Source organism: Bradyrhizobium sp. GW821-FHT13H06 (genome assembly GCF_058803975.1).
On sequence record NZ_JBXAPN010000002.1, the window covers coordinates 1133431 to 1156309 of the forward strand.

General features: G+C 63.3%; 17 protein-coding genes and 1 tRNA gene. 14 read left to right on the top strand and 4 right to left on the bottom strand.

Annotation, left to right across the window (positions count from 1 at the left end):
• A complete protein-coding gene (locus tag AC1RQP_RS12240; protein ID WP_239627457.1) occupies positions 1-1113 on the top strand; it encodes an ABC transporter permease in 1113 nt (370 codons plus the stop codon).
• Between the two features lie 140 nt (positions 1114-1253).
• Here AC1RQP_RS12240 and AC1RQP_RS12245 read toward each other — a convergent pair whose 3' ends face one another.
• Entirely contained in the window at positions 1254-4307 is a 3054-nt protein-coding gene (locus tag AC1RQP_RS12245; RefSeq protein ID WP_492937081.1) for an ATP-binding protein, read from the bottom strand.
• Positions 4308-4595: 288 nt separating this feature from the next.
• Here AC1RQP_RS12245 and AC1RQP_RS12250 point away from each other — a divergent pair, with 288 nt between their 5' ends.
• The 6 genes from AC1RQP_RS12250 to AC1RQP_RS12275 all read left to right on the top strand — a co-directional run bounded on the left by AC1RQP_RS12250 (position 4596) and on the right by AC1RQP_RS12275 (position 12716).
• Positions 4596-5087 (top strand): hypothetical protein, encoded by a 492-nt coding sequence (locus AC1RQP_RS12250; RefSeq protein WP_492937082.1) that lies wholly within the window; start codon positions 4596-4598, stop codon positions 5085-5087.
• 1312 nt (positions 5088-6399) lie between these two features.
• Positions 6400-7323, top strand: a complete 924-nt coding sequence (locus tag AC1RQP_RS12255; RefSeq protein ID WP_492937083.1) for a formylglycine-generating enzyme family protein — start codon at positions 6400-6402, stop codon at positions 7321-7323.
• On the top strand, positions 7320-8996 hold the full coding sequence (locus tag AC1RQP_RS12260) for an arylsulfatase (RefSeq protein WP_492937151.1): 1677 nt from the start codon (positions 7320-7322) through the stop codon (positions 8994-8996). Before AC1RQP_RS12255 ends, AC1RQP_RS12260 begins: the two co-directional genes overlap by 4 nt.
• 81 nt (positions 8997-9077) lie before the next feature.
• The gene (locus tag AC1RQP_RS12265) at positions 9078-10103 is read left to right on the top strand and encodes an HAD family hydrolase (protein WP_492937084.1); all 1026 of its coding nucleotides are present in this window, start codon (positions 9078-9080) and stop codon (positions 10101-10103) included.
• A 45-nt stretch (positions 10104-10148) separates the two neighbouring features.
• Positions 10149-10541, top strand: coding sequence for a cyclic nucleotide-binding domain-containing protein (locus AC1RQP_RS12270; protein ID WP_239627468.1), 393 nt, complete (start codon positions 10149-10151; stop codon positions 10539-10541).
• Positions 10542-10565: 24 nt separating this feature from the next.
• Positions 10566-12716 (top strand): adenylate/guanylate cyclase domain-containing protein, encoded by a 2151-nt coding sequence (locus AC1RQP_RS12275; protein WP_492937085.1) that lies wholly within the window; start codon positions 10566-10568, stop codon positions 12714-12716.
• 300 nt (positions 12717-13016) lie between these two features.
• Here AC1RQP_RS12275 and AC1RQP_RS12280 read toward each other — a convergent pair.
• Positions 13017-13093 (bottom strand) — tRNA-Met (locus AC1RQP_RS12280).
• Between the two features lie 312 nt (positions 13094-13405).
• Here AC1RQP_RS12280 and AC1RQP_RS12285 point away from each other — a divergent pair.
• Both AC1RQP_RS12285 and AC1RQP_RS12290 read left to right on the top strand, forming a co-directional pair.
• Positions 13406-14839 (top strand): coniferyl aldehyde dehydrogenase, encoded by a 1434-nt coding sequence (locus AC1RQP_RS12285; protein WP_492937086.1) that lies wholly within the window; start codon positions 13406-13408, stop codon positions 14837-14839.
• Between the two features lie 118 nt (positions 14840-14957).
• Positions 14958-16556: a GMC family oxidoreductase gene (locus tag AC1RQP_RS12290; protein WP_492937087.1), complete on the top strand. Its 1599-nt coding sequence runs from the start codon at positions 14958-14960 to the stop codon at positions 16554-16556.
• 447 nt (positions 16557-17003) lie between these two features.
• On the opposite strand, the gene AC1RQP_RS12295 is transcribed toward AC1RQP_RS12290, so the two are convergent.
• The gene (locus tag AC1RQP_RS12295; protein ID WP_492937088.1) at positions 17004-17765 is read right to left on the bottom strand and encodes an SDR family oxidoreductase; all 762 of its coding nucleotides are present in this window, start codon (positions 17763-17765) and stop codon (positions 17004-17006) included.
• Positions 17766-17906: 141 nt separating this feature from the next.
• Between AC1RQP_RS12295 and AC1RQP_RS12300 the strand changes: the two genes are divergently transcribed.
• Together AC1RQP_RS12300 and AC1RQP_RS12305 are read left to right on the top strand one after the other, a co-directional pair.
• Positions 17907-18419 (top strand): CvpA family protein, encoded by a 513-nt coding sequence (locus AC1RQP_RS12300; RefSeq protein ID WP_492937089.1) that lies wholly within the window; start codon positions 17907-17909, stop codon positions 18417-18419.
• A gap of 127 nt (positions 18420-18546) precedes the next feature.
• Positions 18547-19329 (top strand): SDR family oxidoreductase, encoded by a 783-nt coding sequence (locus AC1RQP_RS12305; RefSeq protein ID WP_035669603.1) that lies wholly within the window; start codon positions 18547-18549, stop codon positions 19327-19329.
• A gap of 157 nt (positions 19330-19486) precedes the next feature.
• Here the strand turns inward: AC1RQP_RS12305 and AC1RQP_RS12310 are convergent, their stop codons facing one another.
• Positions 19487-19963, bottom strand: a complete 477-nt coding sequence (locus AC1RQP_RS12310; RefSeq protein ID WP_492937090.1) for a DUF3775 domain-containing protein — start codon at positions 19961-19963, stop codon at positions 19487-19489.
• A 210-nt stretch (positions 19964-20173) separates the two neighbouring features.
• Between AC1RQP_RS12310 and AC1RQP_RS12315 the strand changes: the two genes are divergently transcribed.
• The 3 genes from AC1RQP_RS12315 to AC1RQP_RS12325 all read left to right on the top strand — a co-directional run bounded on the left by AC1RQP_RS12315 (position 20174) and on the right by AC1RQP_RS12325 (position 22869).
• Positions 20174-21022 (top strand): MBL fold metallo-hydrolase, encoded by an 849-nt coding sequence (locus tag AC1RQP_RS12315; RefSeq protein ID WP_492937091.1) that lies wholly within the window; start codon positions 20174-20176, stop codon positions 21020-21022.
• A gap of 247 nt (positions 21023-21269) precedes the next feature.
• Entirely contained in the window at positions 21270-22112 is an 843-nt protein-coding gene (locus tag AC1RQP_RS12320; protein WP_492937092.1) for a fumarylacetoacetate hydrolase family protein, read from the top strand.
• Positions 22113-22257: 145 nt separating this feature from the next.
• Positions 22258-22869: a glutathione S-transferase family protein gene (locus tag AC1RQP_RS12325; protein ID WP_492937093.1), complete on the top strand. Its 612-nt coding sequence runs from the start codon at positions 22258-22260 to the stop codon at positions 22867-22869.
• Positions 22870-22879 lie beyond the last annotated feature (10 nt).

Here is a 22879-nt window from a genome sequence, read left to right on the forward strand (position 1 = left end):
ATGCGCTTCGACAATGTGTTTCAACTCGGCATCAAGGAATTGCGCGGCCTGATGCGCGACCCCATGCTGCTCGTGCTGATCGTCTATTCGTTCACGCTGGCGGTTTATGCCGGCGCAAAGGCGCTGCCGGAAACCCTGAACCACGCCGCGATCGCCATCGTCGACGAAGACCATTCGCCGGTCTCGACGAGGATCGGGATGGCGTTCACCCCGCCCTATTTCTCGACGCCGCGCCTGATCTCGCAATACGAGATGGACCGCAGGATGGACGCCGGCATCGACACCTTCGCGCTCGACATCCCGCCGGATTTCCAGCGCGATCTGCTGGCGCGTAAATCGCCCACGATCCAGCTCAACATCGATGCGACGCGCATTTCGCAGGCGTTCAACGGCGGCGGCTATATCGAGCAGATCGTCAGCGCTGAAGTCGCGGAGTTCCTGGCGCGTGCGCGCAATGCGCAGGCCGCGCCGATCGAGCTGACGCTGCGGGCAAGGTTCAACCCGGAGCTGAAGAAGTCGTGGTTCGGCGCCATCGATCACGTCATCACCTCGATCACCATGCTCTCGATCATCCTGACCGGCGCCGCGCTGATCCGCGAGCGCGAGCACGGCACGATCGAGCACCTCCTGGTGATGCCGGTCACGCCATTGGAGATCATGGTGAGCAAGGTCTGGTCGATGGGAGCCGTGGTGCTGATCGCCTCGGCGCTGTCGATCGCCTTCGTCGTCAAGGGCTGGCTGGCGGTCACGATCGACGGCTCGCTGGCGCTGTTCCTGGTCGGCGCAGCGCTGCAGCTGTTCGCCACCACCAGCATGGGCATCTTCCTCGCCACCGTCGCCGGATCGATGCCGCAGTTCGGACTGCTGCTGATCATGATCCTGCTGCCGCTGCAGACCCTGTCGGGCAGCATGACGCCGCGGGAGAGCATGCCGCAATTCGTCCAGGACATCATGCTGGCGGCGCCCAACACGCATTTCGTGATGCTGGCGCAGGCGATCCTGTTTCGCGGCGCGGGCCTGGAGGCGGTGTGGCCGCAGCTTGCCGCGCTCGCCGTAATCGGCGGCGTCTTCTTCGTGATCGCGCTGCGCCGGTTCCGCGCGTTTCTGGCGTGAGGCGCGAGGGGCTGCTTCAAAAAGAGCGAAAACAACCCCATGCACAGTAGCGATCCCCTTGTTTTAGCTGCGGGATTTATTTGACGCGTCGGGCAGGTTCGTGCGCGCCGGCGCTGCCGCCAGACTGACCGGGAGCAGGCTCAGCTGGGCCGGTCGCCGCCGGCGAGCATCCCGCTCAGCATCGCGTCGGCCTTGTGCTTGAGCGGCAGCGCGCCGCTTTCGGAGGCGATCGCGATGGCGGCGCGCAGGGCGGCGAGGATCGCGGCCTTGTTCGCCGCGTCCGATGGCGGCGTCACGACGGCCTCGCCGAACAGGGCCTCGGCCTCGAGGCCTGAAAACCCCTGCTGGCGGGCGGTATTGCGGGCCTCGCGCAGCATGTTCTGCGCGGCCCTGACGTCGCCGAGGCGGTGGGTGGCGAGCGCCAGGTAGATCGAGCTGCGCAGCACCGCCGAGGTGTAGCCGACCGCCTTCGCTTCCTCGCGCGCCTCCGTCAGCATGCCGCGCGCCCGGTCGAACAGGCCCTGCTCAAGATAGGCGATGCCGAGGTGGCAGGCCAGCACCGGCACGAACAGCCGAATGCCGTGCTTCTGCGCGAGGACGAAACCCTCTTCGAGGATGGCGGCGGCCGCCGCCGGCTCGCCCCGGCCGAGCTTCAGCCAGCCGCCGCTATAGGCGGCAGCGACGCGGTCGTAGGGACGGCCGGTCTCCTCGGCGATCGCGGAGGCCTGTTGCTGGAGCTGTTCGGCGGCGTCGAGTTCGCCCATGACGGTGTGGGTGAAGCTCTTCATCATGCAGCAGAGCAAGAGCAGATATCTTGGCGTCGTGCCGATCGGCGCGCTGGCCTCCGGACTCGCCAACTGGGCGTGAGCCAGTGCCAATGTCTGTTCGGCTTCACGGTACCGGCCGGCAAGGAAATAGGCCTGCCCCAATCCATATCGCGCGAGATTGAGCCAACCCTGATTGCCCCATTCCACGGCGAGGCCGACGACCTCTTCGCCGATTGCGACCGCCTCGACTGGCGCCCCGTAGAAATTCTGTGCGCCCGACCTGACGGTCATAGCGGCGACCTTGCGTCCGATATCGTCGATCGCGTCAGCGCGCCGTTCGGCTTCCTTGCCCAGATCCAGCCACTCGGCGACCTGCCCGGATGCGATGAATGCCCCGCGCGCCTCCATCCGGAGATCGATGGCATCCGATTCCCGCAATGGCGTCGGCGGCGTTTTGTCGAGCGAGCCCATCGCGATCTCGAAATAGTTCGCCGCATCCGCAAAGGCCGACCGACTCAGGCATTTTCGTCCCGCGCTCCTGCCATGGGTGAAAGCCCTGAGCCAGTCCTTCGCGCGCAGCGCGTGATAGCACAGCGTATCGGGCTCTTCGGCACTCGTTCCGTCACTCTCGAAAACCGCAACAATGCGCGCATGGATGTCCTCGCGCACCTTTTCGACCATCGAGTCATACGTCACCTGGCGGACCATTTCGTGACGGAACTCGAGTTCATCGTCCAGCTCACTGTCGATTCGCACCAGCAACTCGGCGCGATCGAGCACCGCAAGGCAGTCCTGGAGGGCAGCCTCCGGCAACTCGACCAGCTCTCGCAGCATCGCGACGCTCGATCTCGGGCCCAGGGCTGCTGCGACCTGCAAGACGGAACGCTCCTGCCGGGACACGCGATCGAGACGCGCGGCGATCACGCCCTGGATGCTCGTGGGAATCCCGAGTTCCTCGATGGGGCGCATGAGCGCGAGATCACCCCATTGACCTCGCAGCGTTCCGCTGTCCCTCAGGCCGCGGCAGACCTCCTCGATAAACAAGGGCACATTCGCCGTATGCGAAATGATCCTGGTCTTCAGATCGTTGTTCGCCGCGGAGGGGCCAAGCATGTCGGCTAGCATCGCCATCCCCGAATCGTCGTCGAGGGGGCGCATCGCGACGACTTCGGCCTGGCAGCGCGTGGTCCATACCGGCATGCCGTTCGGCCTGGATGTGAGCAAGACGAGGAGATTCGGCGTCTGAAGCGAGGCGATCGCAGACATCACCGTATCGCTGGCCCGGTCGATCCAGTGGAGATCTTCGAGCAGGAGTATCGTGCGGTGGCGGCGAACCGCATTCTCGACCAATGCGCAGCTCGCGTCGCAAATCGCTCGCCCTCGCGCGTGCGGCTCCAGCTCGGTCCAATGCGGCTCCGATATCGGCAGATCCAGCACAGCATCCAGGGCGCATTGCTGGATCAGCGGTCGGTCCATCCGCGGATTTTCAAGTCCGTCGGAACCCTTCGCGGCGGCGTCCAGCAGCGACAGCAACAGGCGCTTGAGCGTGCTGAACGGCGCGCCCTGGAGGTTCGGGCTGCACTCGGCGTCGATCAGGCGCCAGCCAGCCGCCTTGAGCTCCTGGGCAAACTCGTGCGCGAGACGTGACTTTCCGATACCGGCATCGCCCAGCAGCAAAACGGTCCGCCGGCCGGCACCGACCGCCTCCGCGGCGCGGGCAAGCAGTGCCCGCTCGATCGTGCGATCGACGAACCGGGAGATGCTGCGCGCCCGTCGCACCCGCCAGCTCGACAGGTCGCTCGCGCCCACGATGCGGTAGACCGGCACAGGCTGGTTGAAGCCGCGCAGCGGCTTGCCGCCGAGGAACTCGAATCGGACATGCCCTTGGGCCAGTTCCTGGCAGGCTTGCGACACGTAGATATGATTCGGCTCCGCCACCGACTCCAGCCGTGCCGCCAGATGCTGAGCGGCACCACCAATCTCGTAGACCTTGGAAAACTCGCTGGCGACCATGTAGGCGACGACGTGACCGGAATGGAGGCCGACACGCACCTGAAGCCCGGGATCGCCGAGGCTTGCGACGCGCCGAACGAGTTCAAGTGCCGCATGGCACGCCAGCGGCGCGTGGTTATCGTCCGCGATCGGGGCACCGAACACAGCCGCGATCCCGTCGCCCAGCTCCTTGCTGACGATGCCCCCGAACTGGCGCACCGCGGCTCGCATCGCGGCCAGGGCCGGCTCCAGCCGTGAGATGGCCGCCTCCGGCTCCAGCTCGGCGATGAGGCCGGTGGAATCGACGACATCGGCGCGGAGAATCGTCACGAACCGGCGGTCGCTCTCGGGATCGGAGCGCCGCACAGCCAGCCCACATTTCGGGCACCAGCCAGCGCTCGGATCGATCGTCGACTGACACGCGACACACTGCATTCCTGTGCCTTCAAAAGTCACGGCGGCGTCTATACCGACCGATGCTCAAGGTGAGCTCTGCACAAGAATACCGAACGGCACATGCATGGCAATCAACTCGCCGAGAAACATACCTGTGCCGGCAAAGGTGCCTCTCTGGACGAGTTGCATTTTGGGATGGTAGCGTCGTCGGCGCGCGAAAATGGGGCGACGCGTTCTAGGGGGCACCGAGGCTTTCGTACAGGGCCAACGAGCTTTGCTGGGCTGCACGTCTCCCTGACCGATTAGATTGTATCGAAGGACAAGGCGATGGGCGGCAAGACATATAACGGCAAAGCCTTCAGGGATTTGATGAACAGTAATTACTATCCCTTGGCGAACATGAAAAAGAGCGTCGCCAAGCTCAAGGCATCGGAGGACATCGACCTGCCGACCCTGGAATACGGTCAGTACCACCTGATCCTGAACCCGGCCTCGAAGTGGCCGCAGGGAAGCGCCAAATACTGGCACAAGGAGAAGGGCCGGGCTCGTCTCGACCTCAGCACCCAGCCGAACACGGTCCCGCTGTCCAGGGACGAGCCGGGCGTGATCCCGCTGACGCGATGCGATCTGCTCGATGCCTGCGTCCGGAAATGCTTCAACTCCGAGCCGCCGATCGCGATGAAGACCAACATCATCGTCCACGGGCCGAACGACGCCTATGCCCACCGGCATGAGATCCGATTGGAGTGGGAGTACAAGAAGGGCTCGAACACGCCGACGCTGCTGAATCTGACGATGGTCTGCCCGTACAGATCCTGATTGGAAAGATTCTACTCTGTTGGCGATCATCGTCGCCCGCGCGCTCCAGACGCGCGGGCGTTTTGTTCGCGGGCACCGTGACGTGGTCTCGCCCGTCTCACATTCCGCCACGGGCCTGTCGCACGAAGATGATCCGCTGCATCGAGGTGACGGTCGCGGGCGAAAAGGTCGACATCAACCACTGGCTGGTCGAACAGGGCTTTGCCTATCCGACGTTCTACCCTCGATGAACGAGGACGAGATCAGGGCCTTCCTCGCGCTTGCCAAGACCGCGCGAACCAGGAAGCTGCCCGTGTGGAAGCATCTCGCCAGAGCCATCCCCGCCTTCGAGGAAAGACGATCAAGTTTCAGCCTGAGGGGCTGGTGTTTGGGGAAGCGCCGTCGACCGTGGTAGGTGCGGATGGGGAAAGTGATTAGGGAGCTTTGAAGCGGAGGCAATCCAAACAAAAATGGCCCGCATCGCGCGGGCCATTTTCGTATCGGATCCGGCAATCCGATTTGGTTGCGGGGAGGCGCAACCACCGATACCGACATTCGCTGCTGGTAGCCATTTGAGATCCGAATCTTCTTACTTTGGCGTGGGATCGTTCGTGGGACTCAGTATGGCCAAGCACCGGCGCCCACCGGCCGAGGCTCAATAAAGCCAATCCAGAGTTGAATAGGCCAGCACACGTGTCCCTTAATCCGCTTGCAAACCTTGGGTAGTAGTGCCTAGCTTGATACGCGCTCTGATCACGGAGACGTTTCGCGCGGGCCCCAAACGGAGCCGGCGCGGGGACTTGCTGTCTGGTCTGGCAGTGTCGCGAGAGAGCTGCGCGCAATGAAACGCGTGGGCACTGCGCTGGCGTGCTTAGTTTTCTTTATGCGCGGCACGAGCGACGTATTCGCTGCCAACCCAAGGGGCGTGCTGCTGTTGCCCTGCGACCTGCAGCCTCCGGGACGCGCATCCGGAGGCTCGTATTATTTTCATTTCGGTTCTGGACGAGCCGGCCGTCATCAGAAAAGCCCTTGCGGAAGGAGCGTTGGGATACGTCATCAAATCCGACGCCGGCGATAAACTGGCGGATGCCTTACAAGCGGTTCTTGGTGGAGGTCTCTATGTGTCTTCTTCTGCGCGGCACGCGCTGAAAAGCGCGCATTGACAGGTAAGCCCCGCGCGAAGCACCCAAGGCACAGCAACAGCAGGGTGAGGGACGCGATGTCTTCAAGAACGGCATCAAATGACGCGTTCGATCTCGCGGGCGATCGTCAGTGCGGAAGCGGTCAGCGCAGCACAGAAAGCGACCCCGCATCCATCTCCGATCGCGCGGAGATGATCCTCATCCCCGGCGGCACCTTCCGCATGGGTTCGGACCGGCACTATCGGGAAGAGGCGCCAGTGCACCGCGTCATCGTCGATCCGTTCTGGATCGACCGGACGCCGGTGACCAACCGTCAATTCAGGGCGTTCGTAAAGGCGACGGGCCACGTCACCTTTGCCGAGATTTCCCCGGATCCGAAGGACTATCCCGGCGCGTTGCCTCACATGCTCTATGCCGGGTCGCTGGTCTTTGCACCCCCGCTCCGTCCGGTCGATCTGCGCGACTGGAGCCAATGGTGGAGCTTCCTCAAGGGCGCCGACTGGCGCCATCCTTACGGCCCGAAGAGCAGCATCAACACGCTCGACGATCATCCCGTGGTGCACGTCGCCTATTCCGATGCGCTGGCCTATGCGCTCTGGGCCGGCAAGGACCTGCCGACGGAAGCGGAATGGGAATTCGCCGCGCGCGGCGGGCTCGACGGCGCCGAATTCGCATGGGGCGACGAGCTTGCCCCCGGCGGCAAGCACATAGCCAATACCTGGCAGGGCCACTTCCCCCATGAAAATCTCAACAGCGACGGTTTCGAGCGCACCTCGCCGGTGACGGCGTTTCCGCCGAATGGCTACGGCCTGCACGACATGATCGGCAATGTCTGGGAATGGACCTCCGATTGGTGGTGCGCACAGCACGAAGCCGACGCGGCCAAGCCGTGCTGCATCCCGGAAAACCCGCGCGGGGGTCGCGAGGCCAACAGCTACGACCCCTGCCAACCCAACATTAGGATTCCACGCAAGGTGCTGAAAGGCGGCTCACACCTGTGCGCCCCGAACTACTGCCGCCGCTACCGTCCGGCCGCGCGTCATGCAGAGCCGATCGATACGTCCACGAGCCACGTGGGATTTCGTTGTGTCATTCGCGAAAGGAGCAAGTCATGAGCACAGAGAAGGATGGAGACAAGTCCAACGCGAAGGCCAGTGCACTTGATCGGCGCAGGATTCTGCTCGGTGGTACGGCGCTCGCCGCCACGTCCGCGCTCGTCGCGGGCGCGCGAGTCGAGGTGACGCAGGCGCAAGCGCAGCAGCCCGCTCCTGCCGGGCAACGGCCGAACATCCTCGTCATCTGGGGCGACGATGTCGGCGTCGCCAATATCAGCGCCTACACGTTCGGCCTGATGGGATACAAAACGCCGAACATCGACCGTATCGCCCGCGAAGGATTGATGTTCACCGACTATTACGCCGAGCAGAGCTGCACGGCGGGCCGGGCCTCGTTCCTAACCGGCCAATCCGGCCTACGCACCGGGATGACCAAGGTCGGCTTGCCCGGTGCGGCGCAAGGCTTGCGGTCCGAGGACATCACCATCGCCGAGGCGCTGAAACCGCTCGGCTATGCCACTGGCCAGTTCGGCAAGAACCATCTTGGCGACCGCAACGAATTCCTGCCGACGGTGCACGGGTTCGATGAGTTCTTCGGGAACCTCTATCACCTCAATGCCGAGGAGGAGCCCGAGCATCCCGACTATCCGAAGGACCCCGGGTTCAAGGCAAGATTCGGCCCGCGCGGCGTGCTCAAATGCAGAGCCACCGATCGGGATGACCCGACCGTCGATCCACGCTTCGGCAAGGTCGGGAAGCAGACCATCGAGGATACCGGTCCGCTTACCAAGAAGCGGATGGAGACGGTCGACGACGAGACATCCAATGCGGCGATCGACTTCATCAAGCGGCAGGTTCAGGGCAACAAGCCTTTCTTCTGCTGGTGGAACGGCACCCGCATGCATCTCTATACCCACGTGCGGCCGGAATATAAGGGCCGCAGCGGCCTCAGCGAATACATGGATGGCATGCTCGAACACGACGGCCACGTTGGCAACCTGCTCAAGGCCCTCGACGATCTGGGTATCGCCAACAACACCATCGTCATCTACGGCACCGACAACGGTGTGCACATGAACTCGTGGCCGGACGGCGGCATGACACCGTTCCGCAGCGAGAAGAACACCAACTGGGAAGGCGCCTATCGCGTTCCAGCGATGATCCGCTGGCCGGGCCGCATCAAACCGGGACAAGTCAGCAACGAAATCTTCGCCGCCCTTGACTGGTTCCCGACACTGTTGGCAGCGGCCGGGGAGCCCGACATCAAGAACAAGCTGCTTACCGGCTATGCCGCCGCCGGCAAGACGTTCAAGGTGCACCTCGACGGGTACAACCAGTTGCCGCTCCTTACCGGCCAACAGGAGAAGTCCGCGCGCAAGGAATTCTTCTACATCAACGATGACGCCCAGCTTGTGGCGATGCGCCATGAGAACTGGAAAATGGTCTTCTGCGAGCAGAAGGTCCAAGGGACGTTGGAGATCTGGGCCGCGCCCTTTGTCTGTCGCCGCTTGCCCAAGATGTTCAATCTGCGCCTGGACCCATATGAACGGGCCGATGTTACGTCGAACACCTACTACGACTGGACGATTCAACGGGCGTTCCTGATCGTCCCGGCTCAAGCGATGGTGGCGCAGTTCGTCGAGACATTCAAAGACTTCCCGCCACGGCAAAAGCCCTCGAGCTTCAGTGTAGACGAAGTCCTTGCGCAGATGTCGAATCCGCACGGCGGGTGACAGTGGCAACAATGCGTCGGCCGGATCACGTGCTCCGGCCGGCGCCCGCGGCTGGAGAATCCCGACCGGACGGAGATTGTCATGATTACCACCATGCGGCAAATCACCCGGCGCGCAATGCTTACAGGTTTGCTCAGGGCCGTGCTTTGCGTGCTTGCAAGCCACAGCGCGTTCGCGCAAGCCGATCCGCTGCCATCCTGGCAGGAAGGGGCGACAAAGAAATCGATCATCGAGTTCGTCACACGGGTAGCGACGCCCGGCGGACCGCAATTCGTGGCGCCCGTTCAACGCATTGCGGTCTTCGACAACGACGGAACGCTCTGGTCCGAGCAGCCGGTGTATTTCCAGGTCATGTTCGCCTTCGACCGTATCAAGGCTCTGGCGCCGCGGCATCCGGAGTGGAAGGACGCACAGCCATTCAAGGCAGCGATCGAGAGCGACTCCGGGGCGCTGGCGGCCTCCGGCGAAAAAGGGCTGCTGGAAATCGTGACGGCTAGTCACGCAGGCATGACAACCGATGCTTTCTCCCAAACGGTCGCCGATTGGTTAGCGTCTGCGCGCCACCCGCGTTTCAATCAGCCCTACGACAAATTGGTTTACCAGCCGCAGCTCGAGCTCCTCGCCTACCTTCGTCAATACGGCTTCAAGACATTCATCGTGTCTGGCGGCGGTGTCGAGTTCATGCGCGTGTTCGCCGAGCGGACATACGGCATCCCGCCGGAGCAGGTCGTCGGCTCGTCCGGCGTGGTCAAGTTCCAACTCGGACCGGGTGGCACGCCTGAACTCATCAAGGAGCCCAAGATCGAATTCATAGACGATGGCCCCGGAAAGCCGGTTGGCATCAACCGCTTCATCGGCCGTCGGCCGATCCTCGCTTTCGGCAACTCGGACGGTGACCTTCAAATGCTGCAATGGACCGCAGCCGGCGGCGGGGCGCGCTTCATCGGCATTGTGCATCATACCGACGGTGAGCGTGAATGGGCTTACGACCGCACCTCTCCGGTCGGCAAGCTCGACAAAGCGCTGGAGGAAGGCCTGGCCAAAGGCTGGACCATCGTGGACATGAAGCGGGATTGGAAGGTGATCTATCCGTTCCAGAATCTCTGAGGGGTGCACGATGAGCATCCGCCGCCTCAATTGAGAGGCTTTCGAATGACCTTCGAGCCCGGAAATGCAAAGACCTTGGTCCAGTCCGCATGGAAAGGCCTAGATCGAAGGGTGTTTCCCGCGGGCGCAACGATCTTCGCCGAAGGTGAATTGGGAACGATCGCCTATATCCTGCTTCGGGGCGACGTCACGATTTTCGTTGGATATGGAACGGCTCAACAGCGTGCTTTGACGGAGCTGAAGCCCGGGCAGATGTTCGGCGTTCACGCGCTCATGGCCGGAGCGCAGCGCGCCGCGTCGGCCTTTACGAAAGGCGGATGCGAGTTGCTGGCCGTGAGCGAGGAAAAGCTCAAACAGAAACTGGATGAAGCCGACCCGTTCCTTCGCTACTGGGTCGACTATCTGTCGAAGCGCATTATCGACCTGTCTACGCAATAAAACGTCCGCGGAGGCGGCAGTTCAATGTATCCCGCTCCGGCTCGCATCTCGCGCATCCCTCTCTTCGTGACGGTCCTGACACTCTTCCTGACCGCCTCGCTGCTGGTAGGCGCCGGAGTTACGGTCGCCAACTACGTTGAGGACCGCAAGACCGCGATCAAGGTCGCATCCGATACGTTCAAGGCGAAAATAGACCGGATCAATGAGCGACGTCTCGCATTCTTTGCGACCGCGTTCTTGATGACCGAGCAACTCGGCAACGATCCCACGTTCCATCAGGCCTCCGGCTCGAAGGAGGCGATCCTGCCTTTGATCCTCTCCAGCTTGACGCTGAGCCCGCAGATATCCGCGGTGTATGCTGGTTTCGAGAACGGGAATTTCTTTCACGTTCTGTCGATCTCGGAAGCCGAAAACTCCTTTATCGCAGGTCTGGGCGGGCCTCAGACCACCCGGTTCGCGATTCGGGAGATCCGCGTCGATGGCAGCGGCGTTCGCGTCGAAACCTGGCGATTTCTCGACTCCAATCGCCAGCAGATTGGGACGCTTGGCAATCAGCTTTCCGCCTATGACCCTCGTCGCCGCGATTGGTATCGTAGTGCGCGCGCACAACCGCAAAGCGTCGCCCGCACGCCGCCGTATATCTTCGCGGCCACCTCGCAAGCAGGAATGACCCTGGCAAGGGCATTTGAAGGCGGTGTCGTCGGCGTCGACATCACACTCGACCGGTTGATGGCCTATGTCCGGTCGGTCCGATCGAATGAAGAGCAGCGATTCGTGGCATTTGACGAAGAGAATCGTCTGCTTGCTCACTTCGATCCTGATCGGATGTTCAAAACCCCCAGCGCAGGGGAAACCCAAGCGACTGAACTCGCAAGGACCACCGATCTTACCGACCCCGTGGTTCGGGAAGCATTGCAGATCTTCGCACGCAGCGGTCCCTACCAACTGGCCAATCTTAATGTAGCCGGTACGGAATATCTGGCCACAGTAGTCCGGCAGGTCGCCAGAGACGGAGGCGTCTTCTTTGTGCTTTATGCGGCTCCTCTCTCGGACTTTCTGGGGTCTCTGGCCCATGCCGCTGCGCGAAACATCCCCACCGCATTGCTGGTCTTTGTTCTTGCCCTGCCGGCCATCATTTACCTCGCGCACTCGATCTCGAAGCCGCTCAGGAAGCTTTCCGACGAGGCGGAATTGATACGATCGTTCCAACTGGCTGATCCGATCAGAATGGAATCGCGGGTGCGTGAGATCAACACTCTCATCAGGTCAATGTCCGGCATGAAGGGCACGATTCGCGAAGTTTCCAAATTCGTACCAAAGGCGCTGGTCAAGGATCTTCTCGAAAGCGAGAGCCTGGTTGAGGTCGGCGGAGAGACCCGTCGCGTCAGCATACTGTTTACCGATGTCAAGGATTTCACTCGCATCGCCGAGGGCATGCCAGCTGAGAATCTCATGGTGAGACTGTCCGAATACTTTGAAGAGCTCGCATCCTTGATCATCAAGGAGAGTGGAACGGTGGACAAATTCATCGGCGACGCAATTTTCGCTTTCTGGAATGCACCGCTTCCGGTTGCGCGACACGAACATGTGGCCTGCGCGACGACCCTTGCATGCCGCGCCGTAGCGCGACGTTTGAACGAGCGGTGGGTCAAGGAAGGTTTGCCCCCTTGGCAGACGCGCTTCGGGATTCACGTCGGCGAGGCCGTGCTGGGAAATGTCGGGTCATCCGATCGAATCGACTACACCGCGATTGGCGACACCGTGAACATCGCCGCGCGGCTGGAGGCACTGAACAAGTATTATGGGACCGGCATTCTCGCGAGTGGACAGGTCGCAGATCTCTGTTCGCGAGAATTCCTATTCCGGCGCGTGGACCGCAGCCAGCCGAAGGGCGCAGGAAAGGCGCTGAACGTCTTCGAACTTCTCGGCATGATCGATGGCCCCGAGGAATACCGCGTCACCCCGGAAATGGCGAAGCTCGTCCGGGACTGGAATAGTGTCTATGAGATGTACGCCAGCAAGGATTGGCTGCGCACGCTCAACGCTCTGGAGGGGTTTGCCACCGAGCATCCCGAAGATGTCGTGGCTGGAATCTATCTCGATCGAGTTGTCGGATTTCTGCTGGAGCCCCCGCCCCAAGATTGGGACGGCGTCATCCACTTCAGGGTCAAATAGGGCAGTTCCTCGCTGGACCCAGAACATGCTGCGCTCGATGAACTGTTGAAGTAAGCGCGCGGCCGGTCTTTGATTCAGACACCGCGAATAACAAGACGGTGCCGGAACGAATTGGCCGATCGAAATATCGACGCCGCGAAGCTTTCCAACTGGGAGATTATTCGTCTGGTGAAGATGCGAATGGATCGTTGCGGGGCGATTTGAACGCGCAAGCTAAGCTATTGATGTTGTTGGGTTCGACCTCGGCACCAAAACAATACCCCAGCAATCCTGTGAGATTGCTGGGGTATTTCATCAACTTGGTTGCGGGGATAGGATTTGAACCTATGACCTTCAGGTTATGAGCCTGACGAGCTACCGGGCTGCTCCACCCCGCGTTAAATCGTTGCGTGCCTTTGCGGAAATCCCGGGGACGGTCGGTTGAGGCCGGCGCTGTTCGCGTGGCTTGCTCTTCCGTCCCAAAGGCTTCCTTGGAAGGCGACCCCGGGGCAAAGCCCATCGGGTGCGGGGCGTATGTATCAAGGCGGGCTGGCTTTGGAAAGGGCTGCGGGAACGTTTTTTTCGACTTTATGACAGGGGAATCCGACCGATTTCCGCTGCGTTCCGCGCGCTCTTGCCAGAAGTTCCACAAAGGACCAGCTTGCGGCAACAAGATTAAGCTGAAACGCGCCCTTGAGGGAGGAACGCCCGTGGACAAATCCCTGACGAGCGCCCCGCTGCGGGCCCTCGAAGCGGCCTTCCATGCCATGGTCGCGCGGTCGCGGAACGAGCCGGCGCCCGACCTGGCCCAGCGGCTCGACCGGCTGGCGCGGCTGCGCGCGGTGATCGCCGACAACGAGGAGCGCTTCCGGCAGGCGATCTCGGCCGATTTCGGCCACCGCTCGGCGGTCGAGACCACCATCGCCGAGACCATGCTGCTGTTCTCGGAGATTCGGCATGCCACCAAGCACCTCAAGGCCTGGATGACGCCGCAGCGCGTCGCGACCGCGCTGCAATTCCTCCCCGCCCGCAACCGGCTGATGCCGCAGCCGCTCGGCGTCGTCGGCATCATCGCGCCGTGGAATTATCCGCTTCAGCTGACGCTCGCGCCCGCCATCGGCGCGATCGCCGCCGGCAACCGCGTCATCATCAAGCCGAGCGAGCTGGTCCCGCACTTCTCGGCGCTGCTGAGGGAGACGGTCGCGCAGCGATTCGATGCCGCGGAGGTGCTCGTCACCGGCATCGAGGACGAGATCGCCAAGGGCTTCGCGAGCCTGCCGTTCGATCACATGGTCTTCACCGGCTCGACCCGTGTCGGCCGGCTGGTCGCGGAGGCCGCGGGACGCAATCTCACGCCTGTTACGCTCGAACTCGGCGGCAAGTCGCCCGCGATCATCGATGCTTCCGCCGATCTCGACGAGGCGGCCGAGCGCATCGCCTACGGCAAGCTGCTCAATGCCGGACAGACCTGCATCGCGCCGGACTATGTGCTGGTGCCGGAGCGCTCGTTGCAGGCCTTCGCCGAGAAGGTGCGCGCGCAGATGCGGCGCATGTTCGGCACCGATCCCGCCAACAAGGACTACACCTCGATCATCTCCGACCGGCACTATGCCCGGCTCGAAGGCCTGGTCGCGGATGCGGCGCAACGCGGCGCAAAGATCCTGCAACCTGCGAAGCCCGATGATCCGAACTGGAAGGCGCATCGCAAATTCCCGCCGACGCTGATCGTCGGTGCGAGCGAAGCAATGGCGGCGATGCAGGAGGAGATCTTTGGACCCGTGCTGCCGGTGCTGGGCACGCGCGAACCGGCGGAGGCGATCGCCTTCGTCAACGCCCGCGACCGGCCGCTGGCGCTGTACTGGTTCGGCAGCGACCAGAGCGCGCGCGACGAGGTGCTGGCGCGCACCGTCTCCGGCGGCGTCACGATCAACGACTGCCTGTTCCACTTCACGCAAGTGAACCAGCCGATGGGCGGCGTCGGTGCCTCCGGCACCGGCGCCTATCACGGCGAATGGGGCTTCAGGACGTTCAGCAAGCTGAAGCCGGTGTTCTATCGTTCCCGGTTCAATCGCCTCGCAGATCTCTATCCACCCTATGGCGGCAGGATCGCGCGGCTGGAGAAGCTGATGCGGTTCATGTCGTAGGGGCTACACAAACGCCGTCATTGCGAGCGCGGCGAAACAATCCAGAATCCCTCCGCGGTAACAGCCTGGATTGCTTCGCTGCGCTCGCAATGACGAGAAAAGGCAGGGGGAAACAACATTGACCGACACATTCGATTTCGTCGTCGTGGGCGCGGGCTCCGGCGGCTGCACTGTCGCGGGACGGCTGTCGGAGGATGCAGGGACATCGGTGGCGCTGCTCGATGCCGGCGGGGCTTGCGACAACTGGGTCGTGACCACGCCGGGCGCGCTGGTGCTGATGGTCGCCGGCAACGTCAACAACTGGGCCTTCAACACCGTGCCGCAGAAGGGGCTGAACGGCCGCATCGGCTATCAGCCGCGCGGCAAGGGTCTCGGCGGCTCGTCCGCGATCAACGCCATGGTCTATATCCGCGGCCACCGCGCCGATTACGACCACTGGGCTTCGCTCGGCAACGCCGGCTGGTCGTACGCAGACGTGCTGCCCTATTTCAAGCGGTCGGAGAACAACGCCGATTTCGACGGCGAGTATCACGGCAAGGACGGGCCGCTCTTCGTCAACAAATTGCGCTCCGGCAATCCGGTGCAGCAGATCTTCCTGCAGGCGGCGCAGGAAGGGCAATTCCGCATCCGCGAGGATTTCAACGCCGAAGACCATGAGGGCCTCGGCATCTACCAGGTGACGCAGAGGAACGGCGAGCGCTGGAGCGCGGCGCGGGCCTATGTCCATCCGCACATGGGCAAGCGCGCGAACCTGCGCGTCGTGACGCAGGCGCATGCCACGCGCATCCTGTTCGAGGGCAGGCGCGCGGTCGGCGTCGAATACCGCCAGGGCAAGGACGTGAAACAGCTTCGCGCGAGACGCGAGGTGATCCTGGCCGCCGGCGCGTTTCAGTCGCCGCAGCTCCTGATGCTGTCGGGCGTCGGCGATGCCGCCGCCCTGCGCGGGCACGGGATCGCAAGCGTGCATCATCTGCCCGGCGTCGGACAGAACCTGCAGGACCATCCCGACTTCATCTTCGGCTACATGTCCGACAGTCCCTATTTCTCCGGCATCTCGCTGAAGGGCATGCCGCGGCTGATCCGCGCCATCCTGCAATATCGCCGCGAGCGCCGCGGTCCCCTCACCTCCAATTTCGCCGAATGCGGCGGCTTCCTGAAGACGCGGCCCGATCTCGACATGCCCGACATCCAGCTGCATTTCGGCATGGCGATGGTCGACGACCACGGCCGCAAGCGCCATGGCGGCACCGGCTTCTCCTGCCATGTCTGCCTGCTTCGCCCGAAGAGCCGCGGCAGCGTTTCGCTCGCCAGCCTTGATGCGATGCAGGCCCCGCTGATCGATCCGAACTTCCTTGGGCACGAGGACGATCTCGAGACCATGGTCGCGGGCTTCAAGACCACGCGCCGCCTGATGGAGACACCGGCGCTGCGCGCGCTGCAGACCAGGGACATGTTCACCGCGAACGTGCGCAGCGACGACGACATCCGCGCCGTGCTGCGCGAGCGCGTCGACACCGTCTATCACCCGGTCGGCACCTGCAAGATGGGGACGGACGGGATGGCCGTGGTCGATCCGGCGTTGAAGGTGCACGGGCTCGAAGCCCTGCGCGTCGTCGACGCCTCGATCATGCCGACGCTGATCGGCGGCAACACCAATGCGCCGACGATCATGATCGGGGAGAAGGCGGCGGACATGATCCGGGCGGAGATGCGATGATCTTCTCCCTCTCACCGCTTACGGGAGAGGGTTGGGGTTAGGAGGAGTCTCCGCAAGGACGGTATTGGATAGACGCCCGCCGCCGCCCCCTCCGTCATTGCGAGCGCAGCGAAGCAATCCAGAATCCCTCCGCGGAAAGACTCTGGATTGCTTCGCTGCGCTCGCAATGACGATGCGGATATTCGCAGATGGCAGGGCTATCGCATATGAGTTCTTGGCGAGTGAGTTCTTGGCGGGGCCTGAGCGCGCGCCTCGTCCTTCGAGACGACCGCTTCGCGGTCTCCTCAGGATGAGGCTGAGCGGCATCGGTGCCCGCTGAAACTGCTGCCGCGCCCTCCGTCCTCATCCTGAGGGCCCGCCAACGGCGGGCGTCTCGAAGGATGGACACAGAGGAATCGCTCCCATATGCGATAACCCTGCCGCAAACGGAGAGAGGCGAAGAGACGTTCAATTCAACAAGAACCCGCCGTCCACCGTCACCACACTCCCCGTCATGTAGCGCGAGGCCTTTGAGGCCAGCAGCAGGATGGCGCCGTCGAGATCGGTTTCGGCGCCGACGCGGCGCTGGGGGATGCGTTTGGCGAGGCGTTCGCCTGATGGCGTCGACCAGAACGCATGGTTCATTTCGGTGTCGATATAGCCCGGCGCGAGCGCGTTGATGCGGATGTTCTGCCCCGCCAGCTCCAGCGCCATCGCCCTGGTCGCCTGGATGATGCCGGCCTTGGAGATCGCGTAGGGCGAGACCGCCTTCAAGACGCCGGTGCCGAGCACGGAGGCGATGTTGACGATGTTGCCTTCCTGCTTGCGCGCGATCATGCGGCGCGCGACTTCGGTCGCGAGGAAATAGGCGCCCTTCAGGTTGGCGCCGATCACCGCGTCCCAGTCCGCCTCGGTCTGCTCGGTCGCTAGCTTCTCGATGGCGATGCCGGCATTGTTGATCAGCACGGTGACGGGGCCGAGCGCGGCTTCGACGGCGTCGACAGCCCTGGCGATCGAGGCCGTGTCGGTGACATCGAGCGCGACCGCGGCCGCGCGGCCGCCCTTGCCGCGGATCTCCTCCTCGAGGCTCTTCAGCTTGTCGGTCTGCCGCGCAGCCAGCGCGACGGCCGCACCATGCGCCGCCAGCACCCGTGCGAATTGCCGGCCCAGCCCCTGGCTCGCGCCCGTGACGAGGATGGTTTCTTTACTGACGTCGAATAGGTCTGACATGACGATTTCCTTGCCGATTTCCTTACCAGTTTCTTGGGCGCATCCCGCGAGCTTTGGGGCCATCAATACAGACGATTTTAGCGATCTGAAACCGGAATGATCGGTTCGGCGTTCATTCGTTCCAGAGGCAGGGTTTCGCTCATGAACAGTTTCGATCTCGCCGTGTATGCCGCGCTCGCCGTCGCGGTCGGCTTCGGGTTCAGGACCGGCCTGCTGCGCAGCGCCACGACCATCCTCGCCTATCTCCTCGCCGCGCCGATCGCGGTTGCGCTGATGCCGCTGATCGCACCGCAGATTGCCGGCAATGCAAACTCGCCGCTGCTCCAGAACTGGATCTGGTTCTTCGCGATCTTCGTGGTGGTGGGCATGCTGTTCGGCCATATCGGCCGCATCGCGCTGAACGACACCGTCGGCGAGGCGGGAATCGGCGACCGGCTCGGCGGCGCCGCGCTCGGCGCCATCAGGGTCGGCCTCGTCGCCACCACGCTGGTGCTGGTGTTCGACCAGATCGTGCCGGCCAACCGCGAGCCGCCTTTCCTCGCCGGCTCGCATCTGCGGCCGCTGTTCTCGGCCGCCGGCCAGATGGGCTTCAAGTCGCTGCCGCCGGAGGCGACTTCTGCGATCGACCGCCTCAAGCAGGAGCGGCGCATCTGATGAGGCACATTTGCATCGCAGCGTGGCCGCGCATGCATTTTGTTGCGAGCCCGTCCCTTACCAGCGGCGCCGCAGTTGGCTAGAGTGCCGCCGTCCAAAACCTGCCTGACATTACGGGAGTGAAACAGTGGATCTTGGGATCAAAGGTCGCCGCGCCATCGTCTGCGCATCCAGCAAAGGCCTCGGGCGCGCCTGCGCCATCTCGCTGGCGGACGCCGGCGTTCACGTCACGCTAACCGCGCGCGGCGCCGAAGCCCTGAAGAAAACCGCCGATGAGATCCGCAAGGCCTATCCCGACGTGACGGTCACCGAGATCGTCGGCGACATCACGACACCAGCGGGACGAGAGGCGGTGCTGAAGGCCTGTCCCGAGCCCGATATCCTGATCAACAATGCCGGCGGCCCGCCGCCCGGCGATTTCCGCAACTGGACCCGCGACGACTGGATCAAGGCGATCGACGCCAACATGCTGACCCCGATCGAGCTGATCAAGGCGACCGTGGACGGCATGATGGCGCGCAAGTTCGGCCGCATCGTCAACATCACCTCGGCCGCGGTGAAGGCGCCGATCGACATTCTCGGCCTCTCCAACGGTGCGCGCGCCGGCCTCACCGGCTTCATCGCCGGCCTGTCGCGCAAGACGGTGATCAACAACGTCACCATCAACGGTCTGCTGCCGGGCCCGTTCGAGACCGATCGCCTGACCAGCACCGCGAAGGGCGAAGCCGACAAGCGCGGCGTCACGCCGCAGCAGATCCTGGCCGAGCGCGCCAAGCTCAACCCCGCCGGCCGCTTCGGCCAGCCCGACGAGTTCGGCTATGCCTGCGCCTTCCTGTGCGGCGCCAAGGCCGGCTTCATCACCGGGCAGAACATTCTGCTGGATGGTGGCGCGTTCCCGGGAACGCTGTAGCGCCGATTGCGGGGCACTGAAGGCTCCGCATCGTGATGGACGGGCTTGTCCCGGCCATCCACGACTTGCCGCAAGTTACGAAGAACGTGGATGCCCGGGCCTTCGCCTCGCCGAAGCGGCTTCGGCCGCGCAGGCGGCACAGGCCCGGGCATGACCATCACCGCTGCTTCGTCGCCTCGTCCTCGTCCCGCTCGCTGGGATCGGAGGAATCGGCGGTGAGGCGCTCGCCGGTCCAGTCGATGCCGAACTCCTCGAGCCCGTTGGCGAGCAGGTCGCCCAGCATCGGCTCGCCGAGCAGATAGTGCACCGTTTCGCGGCGCGGGCTGCGATACTCACCGCGCGCCTCCACGGCGCGGGCGCGCAGATCGTCCCAATCCTCGATTGTGCCGTCGCCGCGACCAAGCCAGGTCAGCGTGACGAGATCGACCTGCTCGTCCTCGTTCAACGCAATCATGAAGCTGCCGAGCTCTTGCACGACAGGGTCGGAGCCATCGTCCTCGAGGACATCGATCGCATCGTCGTCGCTCGGGTTCGAGCCGGAATCCGGATCGGAATCCCCCTCCTTGACGTCGAATTCACGCGCCTTCTCGATGATGAAGGCAACCTTCTCGGCGGAAATCGTAAGCTCCGGCATGGCTCTCTCCAGGGTTCCCGCGATAACGCCGCATCGCGTCAGATGATCCATTGCGCCAAGATGCGGAAAGTGCGCATGTTTCGCCCTCTTTTGCCGTCATTCCCGGGGCGCGACGAAGGCGCGACTCGGAATCTCGAGATTCCGGGTTCGATGCTGCGCATCGCCCCGGAATGACGGAGATGGTGAAGCAGGAACATGGGAAGGTGCCGGATGCAGTGGCAGGTGGGCAAGGTCAAAATCACCAAAGTGGTGGAATTGGAGACGGTCGGCTCGACCCGTTTCATCCTGCCGCTCGCGAGCAATGAGGAAATTTGCAAGCTGCCCTGGCTGATCCCGCATTTTGCCACTGAGGAAGGCCGGCTGAAAATGTCGATCCATTCGCTGGTGGTGGAGACGCCCGGCAGGCGCATCGTGGTCGATACCGGCCTCGGCAACGACAAGCAGGGCCGCAACGTCCCGACCTGGAACAACCGCAGCACGCCGTTCCAGGAGACCATGACGGCGGCCGGCTTTGCCCCCGACAGCATCGACACCGTGCTGTGCACGCATCTTCACGTCGATCACGTCGGCTGGAATACGAAACTGTCCGGCGGCAAATGGGTGCCGACCTTCCCGAAGGCGCGCTACGTTTTCGGCAGGACCGAATACGAATACTGGCGCGACCATTCGACCGAGCCGGACAAGCAGGCCGTGTTCGGCGATTCCGTGCAGCCGATCGTCGATGCCGACAGGGCCGATCTGATCCCGGGCGACCACCGTCTGTGCGAGGAGATCAGCATGATCCCGACCCCGGGCCACAGTCCCGGCCATATGAGCATCCTCATCCAGTCGGACGGCGAACAGGCCCTGCTCACCGGCGACGTCGCCCATCACCCCTGCCAGATGGCCCATCTCGACTGGTCCTCGACCGCCGATTCCGACCGGGCGCAATCGGCGGCGACGCGGGCAGCGCTGTTCGGCCGCTTTGCCGACACGCCGACGCTGGTGATCGGCGGACATTTTTCGGCCGGGCATATCAGGCGGAATGGGGACGCGTTCAGGTTCGTCGCGCTGGGCTAGGTCTCGTGCCCCGGATGCTGCGCAGCACGAAGTGATGCGCTGCTAAGCCGGGGCCCATGTGGCCGCAAACCGGGTCCCGGCTCTGCGGAGCGGCATTGCGTGCCGCACCGCGTCCGGGACACGAGAGCCCGCCTGCCCACCGAATCCAGAAGCCTGCAATGCGGCTCGTTCTGGGCGGTTGAATTTCCTGCCGCCCTGTTCCATGAAGCTGTTAACCGACCGGTCCAATCTCCAGGGAGAAACGAGAATGAAGCTTGTTCGTTACGGCGAGAAGGGTGCGGAAAAGCCCGGCCTGATCGACAGATCCGGCCAGCTGCGCGACCTGTCGGCGCATGTGAAGGACCTTACCGGCGAAGCCTATTCGCCCGAGTCCCTGAAGAAGCTGGCGGCGCTCGATCCCGCCTCGCTGCCCGCCGTTTCCGGCAAGCCGCGGTTCGGCGCGCCCGTCACCGGCATTTCGAAATTCGTGGCGATCGGCCTCAACTACAGCGACCATGCCAAGGAGACGGGCGCCGATATTCCGAGCGAGCCGATCATCTTCATGAAGGCCAACACCTCGCTGTCGGGCCCGAACGATCCGGTCGAGAAGCCGCGCGGCTCGACCAAGCTCGACTGGGAGGTTGAGATCGCCGCCATCATCGGCACCCGCGCAAAATACGTCTCGGAAGCCGACGCGCTGAACCATGTCGCCGGCTATTGCGTCTGCAACGACGTCTCTGAGCGCGCATTCCAGATCGAGCGCCTGGGCCAGTGGACCAAGGGCAAGTCGCACGACACGTTCGGCCCGCTCGGCCCGTGGCTCGCGACCAAGGACGCGATCAAGGACGTGCAGGACCTGTCGATGTGGCTCGACGTCAACGGCCAGCGCCGCCAGACCGGCTCGACCAAGACCATGATCTTCTCCATGGCCAAGTGCGTCTCCTACGTCTCGCAGTTCATGACGCTGCTGCCCGGCGACATCATCACCACAGGCACTCCGCCCGGCGTCGGCCTCGGCATGAAGCCGCCGACCTTCCTCAATGTCGGCGACGTCGTCACGCTCGGCATCGAAGGTCTCGGCGAGCAGCGCCAGGAGATCATCGCGGCGTAAGCGGAAGCCTTCGCCCTCTCACCGTCATTGCGAGCGAAGCGAAGCAATCCAGGACTCTTTCCGCTGAGGCGGTCTGGATTGCTTCGTCGCTTCGCTCCTCGCAATGAAGAAAACCAATTGCCGGTCACTCCGCAGGACATTTCCCATGAAGCTCACCTTCTCCCCCGCCTCGCCCTTCGCCCGCAAGGTGCGCATCGCCGCGATCGAGCTCGGGCTGATCGACAAGATCGAGTTCGTGCCTGCGGCCGTGACGCCGGGCACGGCCAACGAGGATTATTCGAAGATCACGCCGCTGAAGAAGCTGCCGGTGCTGATCACCAATGATGGCGACGTGATCCTGGATTCCTACGTCATCGTCGAATATCTCAACGAGATGGCCGGCGGCAGCCTGATCCCGGATTACGGTCCGCGGCGCTGGAAAGCCAAGACCAATCACTCGCTGATCAACGGCATGCTCGATTCCATGCTGCTGTGCCGCTACGAGAAGTTGGTGCGCCCGCAGGGCCTGCAATGGCAGGCCTGGTCGGACGACCACTGGAACCGGGCCTGGACCGGCATGGCGCGCTTCGAGAACATGCCCGACGTCCTGAACGGCCCGTTCGACATCTCGCAGATCGGCCTCGTCTGCGTGCTCGGCTACGCCGACTTCCGCTTCGCCGATTGCGGCTGGCGCAAGGCCTATCCCAAGCTCGATGCGTTTCACCAGAAGATGATGGAGCGGCCCTCGGTCAAGATCTCGGTGCCGCCGGCCGCGTAAATCCCGGGAG